The sequence below is a fragment of the Halobaculum marinum genome (assembly GCF_029338555.1).
Lineage (GTDB): Archaea > Halobacteriota > Halobacteria > Halobacteriales > Haloferacaceae > Halobaculum > Halobaculum marinum.
Genome location: NZ_CP119989.1, coordinates 35,894 through 54,150, shown reverse-complemented (window position 1 = coordinate 54,150; position 18,257 = coordinate 35,894). Strand labels below are relative to the sequence as shown.

Annotated in this window: 18 protein-coding genes and 2 pseudogenes; 6 read left to right on the top strand and 14 right to left on the bottom strand. The window is 73.4% G+C overall.

The window, feature by feature from the left end:
* Positions 1 to 3: 3 nt before the first annotated feature.
* The 12 genes and pseudogenes from P0R32_RS00325 to btuC form a co-directional block, all read right to left on the bottom strand.
* Positions 4 to 1,641, bottom strand: coding sequence for a cobyric acid synthase (locus P0R32_RS00325; protein ID WP_276237915.1), 1,638 nt, complete (start codon positions 1,639 to 1,641; stop codon positions 4 to 6).
* Positions 1,641 to 2,360 carry a cob(I)yrinic acid a,c-diamide adenosyltransferase gene (locus tag P0R32_RS00320; RefSeq protein WP_276237914.1) on the bottom strand — a complete coding sequence of 240 codons (720 nt, stop codon included), beginning with the start codon at positions 2,358 to 2,360 and terminating at the stop codon, positions 1,641 to 1,643. Before P0R32_RS00320 ends, P0R32_RS00325 begins: the two co-directional genes overlap by 1 nt.
* Positions 2,361 to 2,397: 37 nt before the next feature.
* Positions 2,398 to 3,183 carry an adenosylcobinamide amidohydrolase gene (locus P0R32_RS00315; RefSeq protein WP_276237913.1) on the bottom strand — a complete coding sequence of 262 codons (786 nt, stop codon included), beginning with the start codon at positions 3,181 to 3,183 and terminating at the stop codon, positions 2,398 to 2,400.
* On the bottom strand, positions 3,173 to 4,186 hold the full coding sequence (locus P0R32_RS00310; protein WP_276237912.1) for an aminotransferase class I/II-fold pyridoxal phosphate-dependent enzyme: 1,014 nt from the start codon (positions 4,184 to 4,186) through the stop codon (positions 3,173 to 3,175). Before P0R32_RS00310 ends, P0R32_RS00315 begins: the two co-directional genes overlap by 11 nt.
* A complete protein-coding gene (locus P0R32_RS00305) occupies positions 4,183 to 4,752 on the bottom strand; it encodes an NTP transferase domain-containing protein (protein ID WP_417378110.1) in 570 nt (189 codons plus the stop codon). The genes P0R32_RS00310 and P0R32_RS00305 overlap by 4 nt, the downstream gene beginning before the upstream one ends.
* Positions 4,752 to 5,525 (bottom strand): adenosylcobinamide-GDP ribazoletransferase, encoded by a 774-nt coding sequence (gene cobS, locus P0R32_RS00300; RefSeq protein ID WP_276237910.1) that lies wholly within the window; start codon positions 5,523 to 5,525, stop codon positions 4,752 to 4,754. Before cobS ends, P0R32_RS00305 begins: the two co-directional genes overlap by 1 nt.
* Positions 5,516 to 6,456 (bottom strand): annotated as a pseudogene (locus P0R32_RS00295) (CobD/CbiB family cobalamin biosynthesis protein). Before P0R32_RS00295 ends, cobS begins: the two are co-directional and overlap by 10 nt.
* Positions 6,447 to 7,115 carry an HAD family hydrolase gene (locus P0R32_RS00290; protein ID WP_276239424.1) on the bottom strand — a complete coding sequence of 223 codons (669 nt, stop codon included), beginning with the start codon at positions 7,113 to 7,115 and terminating at the stop codon, positions 6,447 to 6,449. Before P0R32_RS00290 ends, P0R32_RS00295 begins: the two are co-directional and overlap by 10 nt.
* Positions 7,116 to 7,155: 40 nt before the next feature.
* Positions 7,156 to 8,457 (bottom strand): cobyrinic acid a,c-diamide synthase, encoded by a 1,302-nt coding sequence (locus P0R32_RS00285; RefSeq protein ID WP_276237909.1) that lies wholly within the window; start codon positions 8,455 to 8,457, stop codon positions 7,156 to 7,158.
* Positions 8,454 to 9,476 carry a nicotinate mononucleotide-dependent phosphoribosyltransferase CobT gene (cobT, locus tag P0R32_RS00280; RefSeq protein ID WP_276237908.1) on the bottom strand — a complete coding sequence of 341 codons (1,023 nt, stop codon included), beginning with the start codon at positions 9,474 to 9,476 and terminating at the stop codon, positions 8,454 to 8,456. Before cobT ends, P0R32_RS00285 begins: the two co-directional genes overlap by 4 nt.
* A gap of 153 nt (positions 9,477 to 9,629) precedes the next feature.
* Positions 9,630 to 10,448, bottom strand: coding sequence for a heme ABC transporter ATP-binding protein (locus tag P0R32_RS00275; RefSeq protein WP_321170909.1), 819 nt, complete (start codon positions 10,446 to 10,448; stop codon positions 9,630 to 9,632).
* Positions 10,445 to 11,584, bottom strand: a complete 1,140-nt coding sequence (gene btuC, locus P0R32_RS00270; protein ID WP_417377691.1) for a vitamin B12 ABC transporter permease BtuC — start codon at positions 11,582 to 11,584, stop codon at positions 10,445 to 10,447. Before btuC ends, P0R32_RS00275 begins: the two co-directional genes overlap by 4 nt.
* A gap of 203 nt (positions 11,585 to 11,787) precedes the next feature.
* Between btuC and P0R32_RS00265 the strand changes: the two genes are divergently transcribed.
* The 6 genes from P0R32_RS00265 to gatB all read left to right on the top strand — a co-directional run bounded on the left by P0R32_RS00265 (position 11,788) and on the right by gatB (position 15,978).
* Complete coding sequence (locus P0R32_RS00265) at positions 11,788 to 12,879, top strand: PGF-CTERM-anchored ABC transporter substrate-binding protein (RefSeq protein WP_432765138.1); 1,092 nt, start codon at positions 11,788 to 11,790, stop codon at positions 12,877 to 12,879.
* Positions 12,880 to 12,937: 58 nt separating this feature from the next.
* On the top strand, positions 12,938 to 13,378 hold the full coding sequence (locus P0R32_RS00260) for an SHOCT domain-containing protein (RefSeq protein WP_276237895.1): 441 nt from the start codon (positions 12,938 to 12,940) through the stop codon (positions 13,376 to 13,378).
* Positions 13,379 to 13,455: 77 nt separating this feature from the next.
* A complete protein-coding gene (srp19, locus tag P0R32_RS00255; protein WP_276237907.1) occupies positions 13,456 to 13,737 on the top strand; it encodes a signal recognition particle subunit SRP19 in 282 nt (93 codons plus the stop codon).
* A gap of 9 nt (positions 13,738 to 13,746) precedes the next feature.
* On the top strand, positions 13,747 to 13,977 hold the full coding sequence (locus P0R32_RS00250; RefSeq protein ID WP_276237894.1) for an H/ACA ribonucleoprotein complex subunit GAR1: 231 nt from the start codon (positions 13,747 to 13,749) through the stop codon (positions 13,975 to 13,977).
* A 63-nt stretch (positions 13,978 to 14,040) separates the two neighbouring features.
* Positions 14,041 to 14,388 (top strand): hypothetical protein, encoded by a 348-nt coding sequence (locus tag P0R32_RS00245; protein ID WP_276237893.1) that lies wholly within the window; start codon positions 14,041 to 14,043, stop codon positions 14,386 to 14,388.
* A 72-nt stretch (positions 14,389 to 14,460) separates the two neighbouring features.
* Positions 14,461 to 15,978, top strand: coding sequence for an Asp-tRNA(Asn)/Glu-tRNA(Gln) amidotransferase subunit GatB (gatB, locus tag P0R32_RS00240; RefSeq protein ID WP_276237906.1), 1,518 nt, complete (start codon positions 14,461 to 14,463; stop codon positions 15,976 to 15,978).
* A 33-nt stretch (positions 15,979 to 16,011) separates the two neighbouring features.
* Here gatB and P0R32_RS00235 read toward each other — a convergent pair.
* A pseudogene (locus tag P0R32_RS00235) lies at positions 16,012 to 17,474 on the bottom strand (MATE family efflux transporter).
* Positions 17,475 to 17,554: 80 nt separating this feature from the next.
* The gene (locus P0R32_RS00230) at positions 17,555 to 18,253 is read right to left on the bottom strand and encodes a DUF8127 domain-containing protein (protein ID WP_276237892.1); all 699 of its coding nucleotides are present in this window, start codon (positions 18,251 to 18,253) and stop codon (positions 17,555 to 17,557) included.
* Positions 18,254 to 18,257 lie beyond the last annotated feature (4 nt).

Below are 18,257 nucleotides of genomic sequence, written 5' to 3'. Positions count from 1 at the left end.
GGGCTACCGGTCCTCGTCGACCGCGCCGTCGGCGTCGCCCACCGTCGACGGCGCCGCTCCGCCGAACAGCCGTCCAAAGTCGAGTTCACCCACGAGCGCCGCCGCCGCGTCGTACGGGTCGTCGTCGGCGTCGCAACCGTCGTCGGGGCGCGCACGCCCCGCGTGGGCGAACACCGCGTCCACGAACGCCTCCCGGACGGCGTCGGTCTCGAATGCGCCGTGGAGGTACGTCCCCGCCACGTCGCCGACGGCGACGCTCCCGGGCTCAAGCGGCGTCGCGAGCGGGTCGCCGTCCCCGGTCGGCTCGGTCCGTCCCATGTGGATCTCGTACCCCGAGACGACTTCCTCGACGCCGGCGAACGGCCCCGCGCCGCCGTCGACGGCGACCGTGACCGCCTCTACGCGCTTCTGTTCGCTGAAGCGCGTCACCACCGGCAAGAGTCCCAACCCGTCGACCGTCTCGGCGTCGCCGGTACCCTCGACGGCGGCGTTCGTGATCTGCTCGCCGAGGATCTGGTAGCCGCCGCAGACGCCGACCACGGGCCCGTCGAACGTCCGGATCGCCTCGCCGAGGCGCCCCGCTCGCAGCGCGAGCAGGTCGTCCACGGTGTTCTTCGTCCCCGGGACGACGACCGCGTCGACGCCGGCGAGGTCGTCGTCGAGCGGGCGGTACGCGACTCGGACGCCGGGCGTCCGCGCCAGCGGCGACAGGTCGGTGAAGTTCGACACGCGGGGGAGGCGCGGGACGCCGACCGTGACCGCGTGGTCGTCGGCGACGCCGTCGTCGTCGCCGAGGCGGGAACGCTCGCCGGGCGGCGGGAGCGAGACGCTGTCCTCCTCGGGGAGGCCGGGGTCGTCGTACGGGAGCACCGCGTCGACGGGGACGCCCGTCCGGCGTTCCAGGTCGGCGATGCCCGACTCCAGCAGGCTCGCGTCGCCGCGGAACTTCGTGATCGCGGTCGCGGCGACGCGCTCGCGGAGGTCGTCGGGGACCAGTTCGAGCGTGCCGTAGAGGCTCGCGAACACGCCGCCGCGCTCGATGTCGCCCAACAAGAGGATCGACGCGTCGCCGAAGCGTGCCGTCTCGACGTTGGCGAGGTCGCGGTCGTGGAGGTTGATCTCGGCGATGGAGCCGGCGCCCTCGGCGACGATCACGTCGTGAGCGGCGGCGAGGCGCTCGTAGGCACGTTCGGCGGCGTCTCGCGCCCGCTCCCAGTGGTCGTCGTAGTAGCTGCCCGCCTCGAAGTGGCCGACGGCCTCGCCGTCGATCACCAGTTGGCTCTCACCGTCGCCGCGGGGCTTAAGGAGGACGGGGTTCAGGTCCGTCGTCGGCGCGATTCGGGCGGCGCGTGCTTGCACGTACTGCGAGACGCCGATCTCTCCCCAGCCGCTGTCGGGCGTCGCCACGGCGCGGGCGTTGTTGCTCATGTTCTGGGCTTTGAACGGCGCGACGTCGACGCCCGCGTCCGCGAGTCGGCGGCAGATCCCGGCGACGACGGTGCTCTTCCCGACGTGGCTGGCGGTGCCGGCGACGAGCAGCGTCGCGGCGTCGCCGTCGTCGGGGTCGTCTGTGTCGTCGCCGACCACGCCGCGCTCGTCGCGCCCGCCGACCCGCTCGCCGCCGCCGGTGCCGTCGACCATCAGTACTCGGTGCCCTTCCGGGCGCGGTGGCCCTCGTCGAACGGGTGTTTCACCTTGCGGACGTTCGTGACCAGGTCCGACACGTCGTAGAGGTACTCTGGCTCCTCGTGGCCGCCCGTGAGCACGAGTTCCAGCGCGTCGGGCTTCGACTCCGCGAGCGCGACGAGGTCGTCGGGGTCGACGAGCCCGCGGTTGGCGGCGTACACCACCTCGTCGAGGATCAGCATGTGGGCGCCGGCCTCGGGAGCGCCGTCGAGCGCCAGCGGCGCCGTCAGGTCGGCGTCGGCCCAGCCGTCGACCAGGGTCTGCGCGCGCTCGAACCCGCCCTCGGCGCGGGCGGCGTGGTCGACCTCGTCGGTGCCGTCGGCCATCCCGTGCCAGCCGTAGTGGCCCGAGTGCTCGTAGGTGACGCCCGGCATCGCCGCGATGGCGTTGTACTCGCCGCGGACGTCCTCGACGCTGGCGGCGCCGCCCTTCATGAACTGGAGCAGGTGGACGCGGTAGCCGTGCCCCGCGGCGCGGAACGCCATCCCGAGCGCGGCGGTCGTCTTCCCCTTGCCGTCGCCCCACCACGTCTGGACGAGGCCGAACTCCTCGGGGGCGCTCGGTTCGATCCCCCGCGCGTCGGGGGCGACGCCCTTCCCGGGCGTGTTCGCGTGGCGGTCGTCGTCCGCGTCGGTCCGGTCGCCGTCGGTCGTCTCGTGTGTGTCGTCGGTCATGGTCGTGTCGTGGCTGTGGTCTCGGTAGTCGGTCGGTTCACGGACGGAACACCTCCGTCTCACGGTCGGTCACCACGCCGTACTCGGCGTCGGCGACGGACGCTGGCAAAGCGCGGTCGCCGGCGGCGTACCGCGCGTCGAGGCTCGCACGCACGGCGTCGCGGACGCACGCCCGGGCGGCGCTCCCAACGTCGGTCGCGCTCCCGGAGAACGGCGCGGGCTCGCCGTCTCGGGCGCTCCCGGCGACCACCGCGTCGGTCGTCGTCCCCGGGAACCCCGTCGCCGCCAACAGGGTGGTCGCCTTCGCCTCGGCGGCGACGCTCACGAGGTTCGCGAGCGCGCCGTCGTCGAGGCGGCGCTCGGTCGCGAGCAGGACGTTCACCGTGCCGCGACCCGGCCCGTCGGCGCCGTCGCTCCGGGATCCGGCGGACGCCTGTCCGGTCGAGTCGCCGGCGGGATCCGCCCCCGCGACCGCGTCGGCCTCGACGCCCACCGGTCGGTCGTCGGCCGTCGGCAGCGCCGCGGGGTTGGAGACGCCCGCCGTCGCGACCGCGAGCACGGGCCCCGAGCGGGCGGCCCGCGCGTGGCGCATGTCGACGCCCGTCAACAGCGCCGGGCCGTCGGGCGGGGACTCGAAGCCGGCGCCGGCGAGTCGCTCGGCGACGTACGCGTCGAGGTCGGTGCGCTCCCACCCCTCCGGGACGGAGACGTTGTACGCGGCGGGGGCGTCGACGAAGCCGCCGGCGAACCCCGTCGACAGCCAGCGCGTGGCCGGGCGGCGGAGTTCAAGGACGCCGTCGCGGACGCGCAGGTCAGGCGCCACGCAACACCTCCAGTAGGCGGTCGTTCTCTTCGGGGAGGCGGACGGCCACCCGGACGTGGCTGTCGAGTCCGCGGAACGTCGTCGCGTCGCGCAGCGCCACGCCCGCGTCGGCGGCGTGTGCGAGCACCGCGTCGACCGCGCGGTCGCCGACGTCCAGCAGGAGGAACGGCGCGTCCGACGGGTGGACGCCGTAGCCGGCGTCCGCGAGCGCCGTCGACAGCCGTGTGCGTTCGCTCGCGACCCGGTCGCGAGTCTCCCGGACGAACGCGTCCTGTCGCATGCAGTAGGCGCCGGTCGCCAGCGCGGGCGCCCCGAGGTTCCACGTGCGCCGGGCGTTCGCCAGCGCCGCGCCCCACTCACCGGTCGCGACGGCGAAGCCCGCGCGGATCCCAGGGAGGCCGAACAGCTTCGTCAGCGAGCGCGCGACGACCACGCCGTCGGCGCCCGCCAGCGACGGTCGGTCGGTGAACCCGAGGAACGCCTCGTCGACGAGCAGCGGCGTCCCGGCGTCGCGACACCGCGCGGCGAGGGCGCGCAGGTCGTCGTCCGGGTACGCGTTCCCGGTCGGGTTGTTCGGGGTGCACACGACCACGAGCGCGTGGTCGGCGGGGTCGACTTCGAGGACCTCCGCCTGCGGGACGAACGTCGGTACTCCGCCCTGTAGGCGCACCTCGCGGGCGTACTCGCCGAAACTCGGGAACGGGACGGCGACCGAGTCGCCCGGGTCGACGGCCAGATCGATCGTCAGTCGGATCGCCGCCAGCCCGCCGGGCGTCGGGACCACGTCGTCGGGGGCGCAGTCGACGTAGGCCGCCGCGGCGGCGCGGTAGTCGCGGGGCGGCTCCGGGGGGTACGTCCGCGCGTCGGCGAACGCCTCCCGGTACACCGCCTCGACGCCGTCGGGCACCTCGGGGTTGCAGTTGGCGCTGAAGTCGAGCACTGCGGGGTCGTCGCTGCTGCCGTGGGGCGTTCGCGGCTCGTCACGCGCGGCGTCGAACTTCATCGATCACCCTCCAGCAGCGCCGCCGCGACCTGCAGGTCGCGCGGGCGGTTCGCGTTCACCGCGAGGCGGTCGTCCGCGACCACGACCGCCTCGTCGTCCGTGCCGTCGGCGACGAGGTTCAGCCCCGTCGGGGCGACCGTGTGCCCGTCGACGTTCGTCGTCGTGTCGGCGCTGACGCCGACCTCGTGTTTCACCCCGACTGGGACGTACGTCGCCAGCGAGACGCCGTCGCCCGCGGCGAAGCGGTCGAGGAGGCAGTCGACGTGGTCGCCGGCCAGCAGCGGGAGGTCGCTCGCGACGGTGACGACGGGCGTACCGACCCGCTCCAGCGCCGTCCCCAGGTCGGCGACGTAGCCGTCGCCGGGGGTGTCGACCACGGTCACGTCTGCGCGACCGGCGAGGTGCTCGCGGGTCGTGGGCGTGTGCGGGGAGACTGCTGCGAACACCCGTTCGACTCGGCTGGCCGCCAGCGCTTGGCGCACACGCTCGACCATCGGCTCACCGGCGACGGGCACCAGCGGCTTCTCCGTGTCGCCGCCGAGGCGACTGCCTCGACCGCCACACATCACGAGAGCGTCCACGCGACCACCCCCGCGTGGAGCCCGGCGACCCGGGCGAGTTCGTTCGTCGCGCCGAACACGTCGCCGCTGACGCCGCCGAGGCGGGCGCGCGACCAGCGGAGCGTCCCCGCGGCGACCGCGCCGGCCGCGAGCAACACGGCGACGCCGACGGCGGGACGGGGCCACGTCAGCGCGACGACCGGCGCGGCCACGACGGCGACGCCGAGGGCGGCCCTCGGCGACGACTCCGCCGTCAACGCCGACCCGAGCCCCTCGTGGGCCGACTGGCCGACGCACACGAGCGTCGCGAGCGCGGCCTTCGCGCCCACCTCCGCGGCGACGACGACCGCGACGGCGGCGCCCAGCGGCAGCGACGCCAGTCCGAGGCCACCGAGCGCGAGGCCACCGACGACGACCGCGACCGCCAGCACGCCGCCGGTGCCGACGGTGGTGTCCTTCAGCACGGCTCTGCGGGCGTCGGCGTCGCCGTGGACGACCGCCGCGTCGCCCAGATCCGCGACGCCGTCGACGTGGGTGATTCCAGTGAGGAGGTACGTGGCGGCGACGAGCGCGAGCGCGAGCGTCGGCGCCGGCAGCCCCACCACGACGGCGGGGGCGACGGCGACGCCGGCGACGAGCGCGCCGATGAGGTAGCCGGCCGCCGGGATCGCCGTCGGGGTCCGTCGGAACGCCTCCCAGCCAGCGTCGCTGTGGCCGACTGGCACGCGCGAGAGGAAGCCGAGCGCGCCCCGGAGGGCGGCCACCGCGCTCACAGCCACGCCGCCACCCCCGCGAGCAGGAACGCGAGCCACCCCGCGACCGACACCGTCTGCACGCCGGTGCGGGCGGTCGCCGGCGTGGGCAGCGGCGCGTCGGGGTTGAGGTCGTAGGCGTCGCGCTTTCGCAGGCGAGCCCCCAGCGCGGCGGCGGTCGTCGCCATCGGCCACCCGGAGTTCGGGGAGGCGGGGGCGCGCGCCCAGCGCCGGGCCGTCGACAGCGCGGTCGGTGACCGCGCGGCGGTCGCGAGCAACACGGCAGACAGGCGGGCGGGGACCCACATAACCGCGTCGTCGAGGCGGGCGCTGGCGGTCCCGTGTGGCGTGTCGGGGTACCCCAGCATCGAGTCGAGCGTGTTCACGGCCTTCACCCACGCGGCGCAGGCGACGCCGACCGCGACCGACGCCTGCGCGCCGACGGCGAAGGCGAGCAACGGGGCGACGAGGCCGTCGGCGAGGTTCTCGGCGGCGCTCTCGACGGCCGCGCTCCGGAGTTCGGCGGGCGACAGCGACGACGTGTCGCGGCCCACCAGCGCGAGCGACGCCGCCCGCGCGGCCGCGGGGTCGGACTCGCTGGCGGCGACCACCTCGCGGGCGGCCCCGACGAGCATCCGCAGACTCGTCGTCGCGAACAGCGCGAGGCCCGCCACGACCGCCGTCGCGACCGCCGCGGCGACTGCGCCGCCGGGGCCGACGACGACCGCGGCGACGAGTCGCTCGACGCCGGTGACGACGCCCCACGCGACCGCGGCAGCCGCCAGCGGAAGCACGACCGCGACAGCGACTCCCACCGCTGTGGGTCTGGCCCACTCGCGGTTGACTCGGTCGACGACGCGACCGAACAGCGCGACCGGGTGGACTGGCCCGGGAACTCCTCGGCGGTCGCGTCGAGGCCGGCCGCCAGCGCGACGGCGGCGAGCGCGGTCAGCCCCATCGTGCCTCCACCGTCGCCGGCAGGTCGCGCAGCGGCACGTCGTCGACGAGCAGCGCGACCCCGCCGTGGTCGGCGACGGCGCCGTCGGTCGCCGGGTCGTCGCCCACGTGGAGGAGGCTGTCGACGGGGACGCCCAACCCGTCGGCGACGGTCGCGAACGCCCGCCGGTCCGGCTTGCGCCACCCGCAGTCGACGCTCGCGGTCACCGTCTCGAACGCCCCGGGGTCGAGCGCGGAGCGGTCGAGCGTCCGCTGGACGAGGCCCGGAACGCTGCAGTTCGAGCAGACGCCGACCGGGTAGCGCTCGGCGAGGGTGGCGACCGCTTCGACGGCGCCGTCGCGCGTCTCGACCGGTGCGTCGAACGCCGCTCGCACCGCGACGGCGGCGTCGTCGACGACCTCGCGCTCCGCGAGGCTGGTCCGACTCGCGAGCGCGGCGGCGACGTGGTGGTGGAGCGGGCGCTCGCCGCCGTCGTCGTAGTCGAGGTGCGGTTCGGCGTACGCGGCGGCCCAGTCGTCGGGTACGGTGACCCCGCGTTCGCGGAGTTCGCGGGCGACGGCGGTCGCCGGATCCGCGGGCCGGTCGGCGTTGACGAGCGTCCCGAACAGGTCGAACGAGACGGCGGCGACCCGCCCGGCAGCTCCCTCGTCTCCGGTCACGTCGTCACCCGCGTTCTTCGTCCCGTCCACGCCCGGCACCTCAGATCGCCTCCAGGAAGGCGTCGAACGCGCCGCTCTCGGGGTGGACGTGCGCGTACGTCCCGAGCGTCCGGTGTTCCCGCAGGCCGTCGAGTCCGTCGGCGATGCCGTCGCCGCGGACGACTTCGAAGGCGAAGCGGGCGTCGGCGGCGACGTCCGCCGACGAGTAGTGGAACTCGTGGCCGCGGAGCATCCCGCCGGCGGCGGCCGTGAGCGCGTCGTCGCGGGCACGCAGTTCCACGTGGTCCAGCGCTTGGTACCGCTCGTGCATTCGGACCGTCGCCGGCAGGACGCCCGCCATCGCGTGGGTGTCGCCGTCGACGGTCGTCAGCGACTCCGCCAGGGCCATGAGCCCCCCACACTCGCCCAGCACGGGGAGGCCGTCGGCGGCGCGCGCCGCGAGGTCGGCCAGCGCGCTGGAGTCCGCCAGCGCGGGTGCGTGGAGTTCGGGGTAGCCCCCCGGGAGGTAGACGGCGTCGCAGTCGGGGAGCGCGTCGTCGGTCGTCGGCGCGAACGGGACGACCGTGGCGCGCTCGGCCAGTCGCTCCAGCGTCGCGGGGTAGCAGAACCGGAACGCCGCGTCTCGTGCGACGGCGACCCGCGCGTGGGTCCGTTCGCGGGCCGGTTCCGCCGCCGTCGGTCGCAGCGGGGTGCGGGCCAGATCCACCAGCGCGTCGGCGTCGAGGTGGTTGGCCGCGGCCGACAGCGCCGACTCGGGCACCGGCGACTCCGCGCCCATGTGGAGGCCGAGGTGGCGGTCGGGAATCTCCAGATCCGGGTCCGGCGGTACTCGGCCGAGGTACGCGATGTCGTCGGGCAGCGCCTCGCGGATCCCCCGTTCGTGGCGCCCGCCGTGGGCGCGACTTGCGATCACGCCGACCACGTCCGCGTCGACGCCGGCGTGGGCGGCGTACTCGCGAAAGCCCAGCGCGGTCGCGGCGACGCTCTCCATCCCGGCGCTGGCGTCGACGACGAGCACGACGGGGAGGTCCAGCGCCGCCGCGACCCGGGCGGTGCTGGAGACGCCGCCGTCGTACAGCCCCATCACGCCCTCGACGACGCAGACGTCGCCCTCGCCGCGGTGGTAGTTGCGCCGGAGTCCGTCCTCGCCCTGCATCCACACGTCGAGCGTGCGGGAGGGACGCCCCGCGACGCGCTCGTGGTGGCTCGGGTCGATGAAGTCGGGGCCGGCCTTCGCCGGTTGGACTGCGTGGCCGGCCCGGTCGAGTGCCGTGATCGTCGCCAGCGTCGCCACGGTCTTCCCCACGCCGGACGCTGTGCCGCCGAGCACGACCCCCTTCATCGGTCTGCGTCTACGTCGGCGTCACCGCCGTCGTCGGCGAGCAGGCGGTCGTACACGTCGACGAGGCGGTCGCGGAACGCGGCCATCGAGGTGTCCGCGTCGTCGACGAGGGCCAGTGCCCCGCCCATTCCGACGCCCTCCTTCGCCTCCCCGGCGGCGTAGGCGGCCATCGCGGGGTGGTCGCGCCCGTCGAACCCCGGGTCGGTCGCGCGCACGTCGAGGTCCAGCGACGCCGCCAGGTCGGCGATGCCCGCGGTGTCGTCGTCCGCGACGAACGAGGTGGTCGCCAGCGTCAGCGGCGCCTCGACGCCGGCGTGGCGCACGAGCGCCGCCGCGGTCGCCAACTGCGTCCCGCCCGCGAGTGTCACCGCGGTGCCCGACTCGACGGCACCGACGGTCAGTCCGGCGACCGCCGCGAGCACCGGGTCGCCGACCGCTCGCACCGCCGTCAGGGGGTCGCCCGCGGCGTCGCCGGGGGCGAGGCCGCTCGCGTCTAACCCCTCGGCGACGACCCGGCGCTTCAGGTCGAGCGGGTTCTCCGGCAGCGACGACGACACCGTGGGCTCCTCGCCCAGAGCGGTCAACACGCCCAGCGCGGTCGTCGTCCCACCGGGGACGGTCTCGCCGACCACGATCCGGTCGTCGGGGAGCGCGGCTCCCAGTTCCCGGGCGTTCGCGTACGTCTCGGCGGCCCGCGACACCGCCTCGGCCTCGCGCACGTCCGCGCCGGGGCCGAATCCCACGTCGACCGTCGGCGCCCCGGTGCGCCCGGCGACGCCGGCGTCGACCGCGAGCGCGTCGAAGCCGAGCAGTTCGCAGGCAGCACGGGTGGCGACCGCCGGAGTCGGACAGCCGGTCGGGCTGACGGGGACCACCGGTGCGAGCGTCGGCTCCCCGTGGACGACCACGTCGAGGTCGGCGCCTGGCGTGTGTCGCATCAGCGCCGGGTCCGCACCCGCGGCGCTGATCCCGTCGATCCGGGCCGTCTCTGTGGTCCCGGCGACGACGACGAGCCTCACGGCCGCCCCGCCGCACTCGGATCGCCACCCTCGCTCCCGGCGCCCGTCCGCTCGTTCGGCTGGTCCCGTTGCATGGCCGTACAACTCCGACGGCCCAGCATAACAATTGTGGATGCGTTAGAACAAGCACGCTTGTCCAGCGGGCGACGGCGCTCAGGACTCGTCGTCGCGCAGCGCCGTCACCATCGGCGACCCGACCGCGGGGTCGTCGTTGACGGCCGTGCGCACGCCGAAGGCGTCCGCGAGTGCGTCGTCGCCGAGCACTTCGCGGGGCGTTCCCGTCGCCCGGATCCGGCCGCCCGCCAGGAGGACGAGTCGGTCGCAGACGCGGGCCGCGAGGTTGAGGTCGTGGATGGCCGCCAGCGCAGCCTTCCCGTCGTCGACGACTTCGCGGACGAGTTCGAGCGTGCGCAGTTGGTGGTTGATGTCGAGGCTGGCGGTCGGTTCGTCGAGCAGGAGGCCGGGCGTCTCGCCGGCCAGCGCCCGCGCGAACAGCACGCGCTGGCGCTCGCCGCCCGACAGCGTCGTCACCGGTCGGTCGGCGAACGCCGTCACGCCCGCCCGGTCCATCGCCCGCTCGACGGCGGCGCGGTCGGCCTCGGTGGTCGTCCCGAACCGCGAGACGTACGCCGTCCGCCCCATCTCCACCACCGCCTCGACGGAGAACTCGAAGGCGGTGTTCGACTCCTGTGGCACCGTCGCCACGAGGCGGGCGACCTCGCGTTGGCTGAGGGTCGATCGGTCGGTCCCGTCGAGTTCGACCGTCCCCGCCTCGGGCGTGAGGGTCCCGTTGACCGCCGCGACGAGCGTCGTCTTGCCGGCGCCGTTCGGGCCGACGAGGCCGACGAGTTCGCCCCGGTCCACCGACAGCGAGACGCCGTCGAGGACGCGCTCGCCGCCGCGGGAGACGACCAGGTCGCGCACGGCGATCATCGGGCAGTCCTCGGGGTCGCTCGACCGGTCGTCGCTCACAGGTCGTACACCTCCCGGGTGCGCAGCAGGTACAGGAAGAACGGCGCGCCGGCGGCGGCGGTGACGATGCCGACTGGGAGTTCGGCGACGCCGGCGCGGGCGACCGTGTCGGCGACGACGAGGAAGCTCCCGCCCGCGAGCGCGCTCGTCGGCAGGAGGATCCGGTGGTCGGGCCCCACGAGCAGGCGGACCGCGTGGGGGACGATGAGGCCGACGAAGCCGATGACTCCCGAGACGGCGACGGCGACGCCGGTGAGCACCGACGACACCGCGAGCAGCGCGCGCTTGCTGCGTTCGGCCTCGACGCCGAGGGCGCGCGCGTCCGTCTCCCCCAACAGGAGCACGTTCAGGTCGCGGGCGTACGCCAGCAGGACGAGCGTCAGCGCGGGCACGAGGACGGCGACGACGCTCACCTCGCTCCAACTTGCGCCGCTGAGGTGGCCCATCAGCCAGTACGTCACCCGGCGGATCGACTCCCCCGAGTGGAGCAACAGGTACGAGACGACGGCGCCGAGGAACGTCTGAACGGCCACGCCCGCCAGCAACAGCGTCGCCGTCGGGGTCCGACCGTCGCGGCTGGCGATCAGGTAGACGCCGAAGCCGGCGACGAGCGCGCCGCAGAAGGCGGCGATCTGGAGGCCGGCGCCGCCGGCGAGGAGCGGGCGGAGCGGTCCGAGCAACGCCAGCAGCGCGGAGGGCGCGACGATCCACGAGACGGCGCCGACGGCCGCGCCCGAGGAGACGCCGATGACGCCCGGGTCGGCCATCGGGTTGCGGAAGAACCCCTGCATCACGGTGCCGGCGGCCGCGAGGCCCACGCCCACGAACGCCGCCAGCAGGATCCGCGGCAGGCGCACGCGCATGACGATGGCCTCGTGGGTCTGCGACACCGGGAACGCGAACGGGTGGACGAACTGCACCTGTAGCGGGAACCCCGCGGTCGCCGGGCTCCCTGTGGCCGTGCCGGCGGCCCAGTCGATGCCCGCGGGGACGACGACGGCGTTGGCGACGACGGCCACCACCGACCGCGCGGGCACCGCGACCGGCCCGACGCCGGCGCTCACGGTGACGACCCCGCACAACAGCGCGAGGAGGGCGACCGAGTAGCCGGCGGTTCGACGCCAGATGCGTGTCACGAACTCAAGGCTGTTTGCATTAGGTAAATATTTATTGTCTTGTCCGGTTGCCTGGTGACGTGAGACGACGACGGACACGGACACTCGTGGTCGCGGCGCTGCTGCTCGTCGCTGCGGCGGTCCCCGCGGTCGGGGCCGCGGCGGCGACGACGGCGCCAGCGACGGCATCAACGGTATCGACCGACGGAGGCACGCCGAGCGCGCTGGGGCCGACCGGTCCGGCGACGGACCCAGCGAGCGCCACGGGCGCCGCGAGCGCGCAGACGGCGGCCTGCGAGTTCCCGGTGACCTTCACGGACGCCACCGGAACCGAAGTCACGCTCGACGAGCGACCCGACCGCGTGACGACGCTGAACCCCAGCGCGGCCCAGACGATGTGGGAGATCGGCGGGAAAGCGCAGGTCGTCGGCCTGAGTCAGTTCGCGCTGTACCTCGACGGCGCCGACTCGCGGACGAACGTCTCTGCGTCTGGCTTCGGCGTCAGCGTCGAGAAGGTCGTCGGCACGAACCCCGACCTCGTGCTCGCGCCGAACGCGAGTTCGGCGGAGACGATCCAGTCGCTCCGTGACGCGGGACTGACGGTGTACCACTTCCGCGAGTCGACGACCGTCGACGACGTGGCGGCCAAGACGACGCGCACCGGTCGCCTGACCGGCAACTGCGAGGGCGCCGCCGAGGCGAACGCGTGGATGACCGCGAACGTCGAGACGGCGGGCGAGGCGACCGCCGACGCCGAGGACGTCCGCGCGCTGTACCCGCTCGGCGGCGGCTACGTCGCCGGGTCGGGGACGTTCATCTCCGCGATGATCGAGGCCGCCGGCGGCACGAACGTCGCCGCCGAGCGCGACCTCACCGGCTACCCGCAGATCAACGACGAGGTCGTGCTGGAACTGGCGCCCGACTACCTCGTCGTCACTGACTTCTCCTCGTACCTCGTTGGGCAGGAGCCGTACGCGAGCACGCCCGCGGTGCAGAACAACAACACCGTGCGGGTGAACCGCAACTGGCTGAACCAGCCCGCGCCGCGCTCGGTCGTCATGAGCGTACGGACGCTGACGCGTGGGTTCCACCCCGACGCGACCGCGACCGTCGAGTTCGAGACGCGCGCGGAGGCGGTGGCGGCGATGGGGACCGGGACGCCGACGGCCACGGAGAGTCAACCGATCACCGACACCACGTCGCCGAGCGTCGTCGACGAAACGCCGGCGACCGAGACGTCCGGTCCCGGCTTCGGCGTCGTGCTGGCGGTGCTGGCGGTGCTCGCCTCGGCGCTGCTGGCGCGCCGCGAGCAGTAATCGACAGACGATCGACGCCTCCCTCGGTTTTATCTCCCGCCACGGGGACCGAACCCACATGAACGAGCGCGCCGCCGACCGCCTCCGCGAGAACGCGACGGCCGTCGTCAGCACCCTCGTCACGGGGATCTGGCTGGCGGCGCTGTTCTCCGGGCAAGACTGGTGGCTGGCGGCGCTGCTGTTCGGCTACGTCGTGGTCGTCCCGCTGACGGCGATGCTGTTCGGCGACGAAGACGACATCGAGGAGTGGTGGGACGAGGAGGTGAACGGGCTCGACGGCCTCAGCGGATCGAACGAGGACGCGGACGACCACCTCGCGGAACCCCCGACGGACCCCGACACGCGCGACGCCCTCGACACCCTCCGCGAGCGCTACGCGCGCGGCGAGTTGACCGACGAGCAGTTCGAGCGCAAACTCGACCGCCTGTTGGAGACGGAGTCGCTGGAGGACGTGGAGGACCGCCGCCGGCGCGAGCGCGAGTCCGAGCGCGGGCGATAAGACCGCGGTCCGGCTGGCGTCGTCGCGGTCGCCCGACGATAGCACCCTTTTTCCGCGCGGGCGCCGGCGTTCGCCGTATGGTCGAGAACGTCCTCTACCCCGCCTACTTCGACGCGGCGTACACCCGCGCCGAGGGGCGACGCGTCCCCGAAGACCTCGCGGTGTCGGAGCCGACGGTCGACGAGATCGCGAAGGCCGTCCAGCAGGTCGGCTACGACGCGAAGATCGAACGCGACAAGACGTACAGTCGGGAGTACGAGCCCCGCGGCAGCGTCGTCGTGACGGGGACCGACGAGACCGCGAAGAACGACCTCGTGCAGGCGGTCGGCGCCTACCTCGGCGTCATCCGCGGGGACTGAGGTGGCGCCGTGAAGCGCGTCGGCGACGTCGTCCGCACCGCACAGGGACTGGCCGTCGTGCGCGTCCCCGAGGGGACCGAACCGGCCCGCGTCGGCAGCGAGGTCGTCGACGAGTCGCTGTCGACGGTCGGGCGCGTCGTCGACGTGTTCGGCCCGGTCGAGCACCCGTACGTCGCGGTGTCGCCCGCCGACCGGTCGCAGTTGACGGGATTGCTCGGCGCGAAGTTGTACGCGCGGTAGTGCCCTCCGCTGGTTCCCGGTGACCACAAGGGGCTTACCGTGCCTGCGATGACCTCTGTCTCGATGCCCTCCGATCGTTCGCTCGTCAGAGTCGTCCCCGGCCCGCTCGTCCCGGTCGCCATCCGTGTCCGATCGGCAGTCGACCGACTCCTCCCCGACGATCCGCTCCCGATCGCACGGATCGTCCGATACGCCGTGCTCGCGATGGGTGTGTACGCGCTCGGCCTCGTCACCGCGGGAGTGGTGTACGCGGCGTTCGACCTGTTCACCGACCTGTTCTACGCCGTCCCCGGGGACGTGTTCGGGCGGGCGTGGGCCGATCTCACGACCCTCGTCCGCGACGCCGTCGAGGCGTTCGCGCTCCTCGTCGCGCTGGGCGTGTTCTTGACGCAGTTCGAGCGCGACGACTGACGACGGACACCGAATCGACGGATCGGCGTCCCGTCAGGCTTTACCTGTCCGGTCGCAAAGCCCGCTTCAACGATGGCACGAGCAGCCGAGCGGGCCGAGTTGGTGCCCGTCATCGGGCTGGAGGTCCACGTCCAGCTCGAGACGGACACCAAGATCTTCTGCGGGTGTTCGACCGACCCCGCCGAAGACGAGGAGCCCAACACGCGCGTCTGTCCCACCTGCCTCGGGCTCCCCGGGGCCCTCCCGGTGTTGAACGAGGCGGCCGTCGAGGCCGCCGTGAAGGTGGGGAAGGCGCTCGACGCCGACATCCCCGAGGAGACCCGGTTCCACCGGAAGAACTACTACTACCCCGACCTCCCCAAGAACTTCCAGATCACCCAGTACGACGCGCCGCTGTGTGCCGACGGCGAACTGGAGTTCTCCCACGAGGGCACCCGTCGGACGGTGAACGTCCGCCGCGCTCACCTGGAGGAGGACCCCGGGAGCCTGCGCCACGTCCGCGACGGCCCCGCGGATCTGGACGTGCGCACCACGTCCGTCGACCGCGCGGACTACTCGCTGGTCGACTACAACCGCGCCGGCACGCCGCTGATGGAGGTCGTCACCGAACCCGACTTCCGCCACCCGAAGGAGGTCCGCGCCTTCCTCGAGAAACTGGAGGAGGTGCTGGAGTACCTCGGCGTGTTCGACGCGAGCCGCGACGGCTCGCTGCGTATCGACGCGAACCTCTCGATGGTCGAAGCCAGCGAGGTCGCCGACGACGGCTCCATCGCCGACGAGGTGCTGGAGTCTGCGAACCGCACGGAGGTGAAGAACATCTCCAGCCACAAGGGCGCCGAGAAGGCGCTGGGCTACGAGCGCAACCGGCAGGAGAACCTCCTGCGCCGCGGGAAGGCCGTCGAACAGGAGACGCGCCACTTCAACGAGACGCACGGCAACACCGTCTCGATGCGCTCGAAGGAGGAGGAGAAGGACTACCGCTACTTCGGCGAGGCCGACCTGCCGGCGCTGCAGGTGTCCGACTGGAAACAGCGCATCGCCATCCCGGAACTGCCGGACGCACGCCGCGAGCGCTTCAGCGAAGAGTACGGCCTCGACGACGAGGCCGCCTCGAAGCTCACCTCCCGCAAGGCGGTCGCCGACTTCTACGAAGACGTGGCCGAACAGTTCGACCCGGACCTGGCGGCGGCGTGGGTCGCCGACACGCTCCTGGGCGAACTGAACTACCGTGACATGGCCATCGAGGACGTGACTCACCGCCTCGACGAGTTCACCCGCCTCGTCGAACTCGTCGCCACCGACGAGGTGACGACGAAGAACGCCGAGGAGGTCGTCCTCCGCACGATGCTCGACGAGGGGCTCGGCCCCGACGAGGTCGTCGAGCGCGAGGGCCTGGGCACCGCGGACGACGACGAGGTCGCCACCGCGGTCGCTGAGGCCATCGACGAGAACCCCGACGCAGTCGACGACTACCACAGCGGCGAGGGCGGCGCGATCAACTTCCTCGTCGGCCAGGTGATGCAGAAGACGGGCGGCTCTGCGGCGCCGGACGACGTGAACGCGATGCTGCGCGAACGACTCGACGAGTAACCGACCGAACGCTCTGGATTCTTTTCTGCCTGCTCAGTCGTCGTCGACCGCGGGGGCGCTGTCCGCGCCGTCGTCGGCCACCGTCTCCTCGTTTTCTCGCTCGACCACACCCTCGGTCCACGTCCCTCGCAGGAACCACAGCGCGCCGACGACGAGCGAGCCGACGGCGCCGAACGTCCACGCCCACCACAGGCCGTCGGGCCCGAGGCCGAGCCCCGACACCGGGCCGATGCCGGGGACGACGACGGTGAACGAGTAGGCCAGCACCAGCGCCGCCGGGATGCGCAGGCCCCACCGCGACAGCAGCGACAGCCCCATCGCGGTGCGGGTGTCGCCGGCGCCCCGGAAGGCCCCTGCAACACCATCAGGCCGCCGAACGCCGCCCACGCGAGCGCCGTGATCCGGAGGAACGAGACGCCCTCCGTGACGACGGCGGCGTCGGCGACGAACACGCGGATGGCGACCGCCGGGAAGACCCAGACGAGCCCACCCACCGCCAACAGCACCGCCATCGTCCCACCCGTGGCCGTCCACGCCACGCGGCCCGCGCGGTCGGGCGTGCCGGCGCCGAGGTTCTGCCCGACGCCCGTGGCGGTCGCCTGCCCGACCGCGCCGGCGACGGTCCACGAGACGGACATGAGGCGGACGCCGACGCCGTACGCCGCGGTCGCGGCGGGGCCGAAGCGTGCGACCAGCGCCGCCATCGCGACCGCGGCGAACGAGCGCGCCCAGCCGTCGAGCGTGCCGGGGTAGCCGATGTCGACGAGTCGCCGGAGCACCGTCGGGTCCGGTTTCAGATCGCGCGGGTGGAGTTGGATGCCCCAATCGCCCTTCAGCAGGACGTACACGCCGACGGCGGCGGCGATCGCACGGGCGACGAACGTCGCGAGCGCGGCCCCGCGGGTGCCCATCGCCGGGACTGGACCGAAGCCGAGGATGAACACGGGGTCGATGACGATGTTGACGCCGGCGGAGACGGCGACGATCCACATCGCGGTGCGTGTGTCGCCGGCACCCTGCAGGGAGGCGCGAAAGGCGAAGAACAGGAACGTGAGCGGGAGGGTGAGGAAGATGACCTCGATGTACGCGAGCGCCTCGGTGAACACGAGGCCCTCCGCGCCGATCCAGTTCAGCAGGGGCCGGCGTGCGAGGAAGCCGGCGGTCCCGAGCGTCACCGACACGGCGATGGCCAGCAGCGTCGTCTGCGCGACCACCTTGTCGGCGGCGCGGTCGTCGCCGGCGCCGACGTGCTGGGAGACGAGCGCGATGGTCGCGGCGGTCAGCCCCATCGCCGTGGAGACGAACATCCACGAGAGGGGGAACATCAGCGAGACGGCGGCGACGGCCTCGGGGCTGACGCGGCCGACCCAGAACACGTCCGCGAGGTTGTAGAGGGTCTGCAGGAGGTTGCCGAGCACGAGCGGCCACGCGAGGCTGAACAGCCGTGGCGTCACCGCACCCTCGGTCATGTCGACGCGCGCGTCGGTGTTCGCCATGGAGGGGTCTCTACCGTCCGGGTGTGGCGTCGGCGCGTAAGAGTTGTGGAGGCGGTCGGTGCGGCCGGGTTCCGGGAGCGCTACGCCGCGGCGGTGTCGCGCCCGACGCGGAACAGCAGGAGTGCGCCGAGCAGCACCGCGGCCACTTCGAACACGCGCTCGGTGACCGGCTGTGCGGTCAACGGTCCGCTCACCCGGTCCTCGTATACGAGCACGTACTCGCCCTCGTGACTGTAGATGCGCCCGCTGTCAACCCGGTCGAGCGGTTCGTTCCGGCGTGCCTCGCCGGTGTCGAGCGCCTCGCCGACGGCGGATGGTGCGCGTTCCGGGTCCAACGCCACGTCGCCGAGGGCGGTCTCGGGGTCGACGCGGTCGAGCCCGTACACGAACGATCCGTTGGCGTGGTCGTATGTCAGGGTCCGCTCGTAGACGGGGCCGGCGGTGCCGAAGACGACGTACCGCGGTCGCGGCGTGGTGGGGTCGCCGTTGAACGCCTCGATCCCCGGGTAGTCAACGCTGACGTCGCCGTCGCGGAGGCGCGACTGGAGGTAACAGCCGGGGTCCTGGTCGGCGGTCGCGAGCGCGGAGAGACACGCGATCTGGTCGGTCGGTCCCGCCCAGAAGCCGGGTGCGTCGACAGCGATCTCGCCGCCGTCGACCTCGACCTCGGCGGTGCGGTACACGTAGTCGCTGCCGGTCACGTCGAGCGCCGGTCCCCACAGCGGCGCGGCGACGAGGAGGAGGGCGATCGCGAGGCGGACTCGCGAGCGGGTGTCCATATCG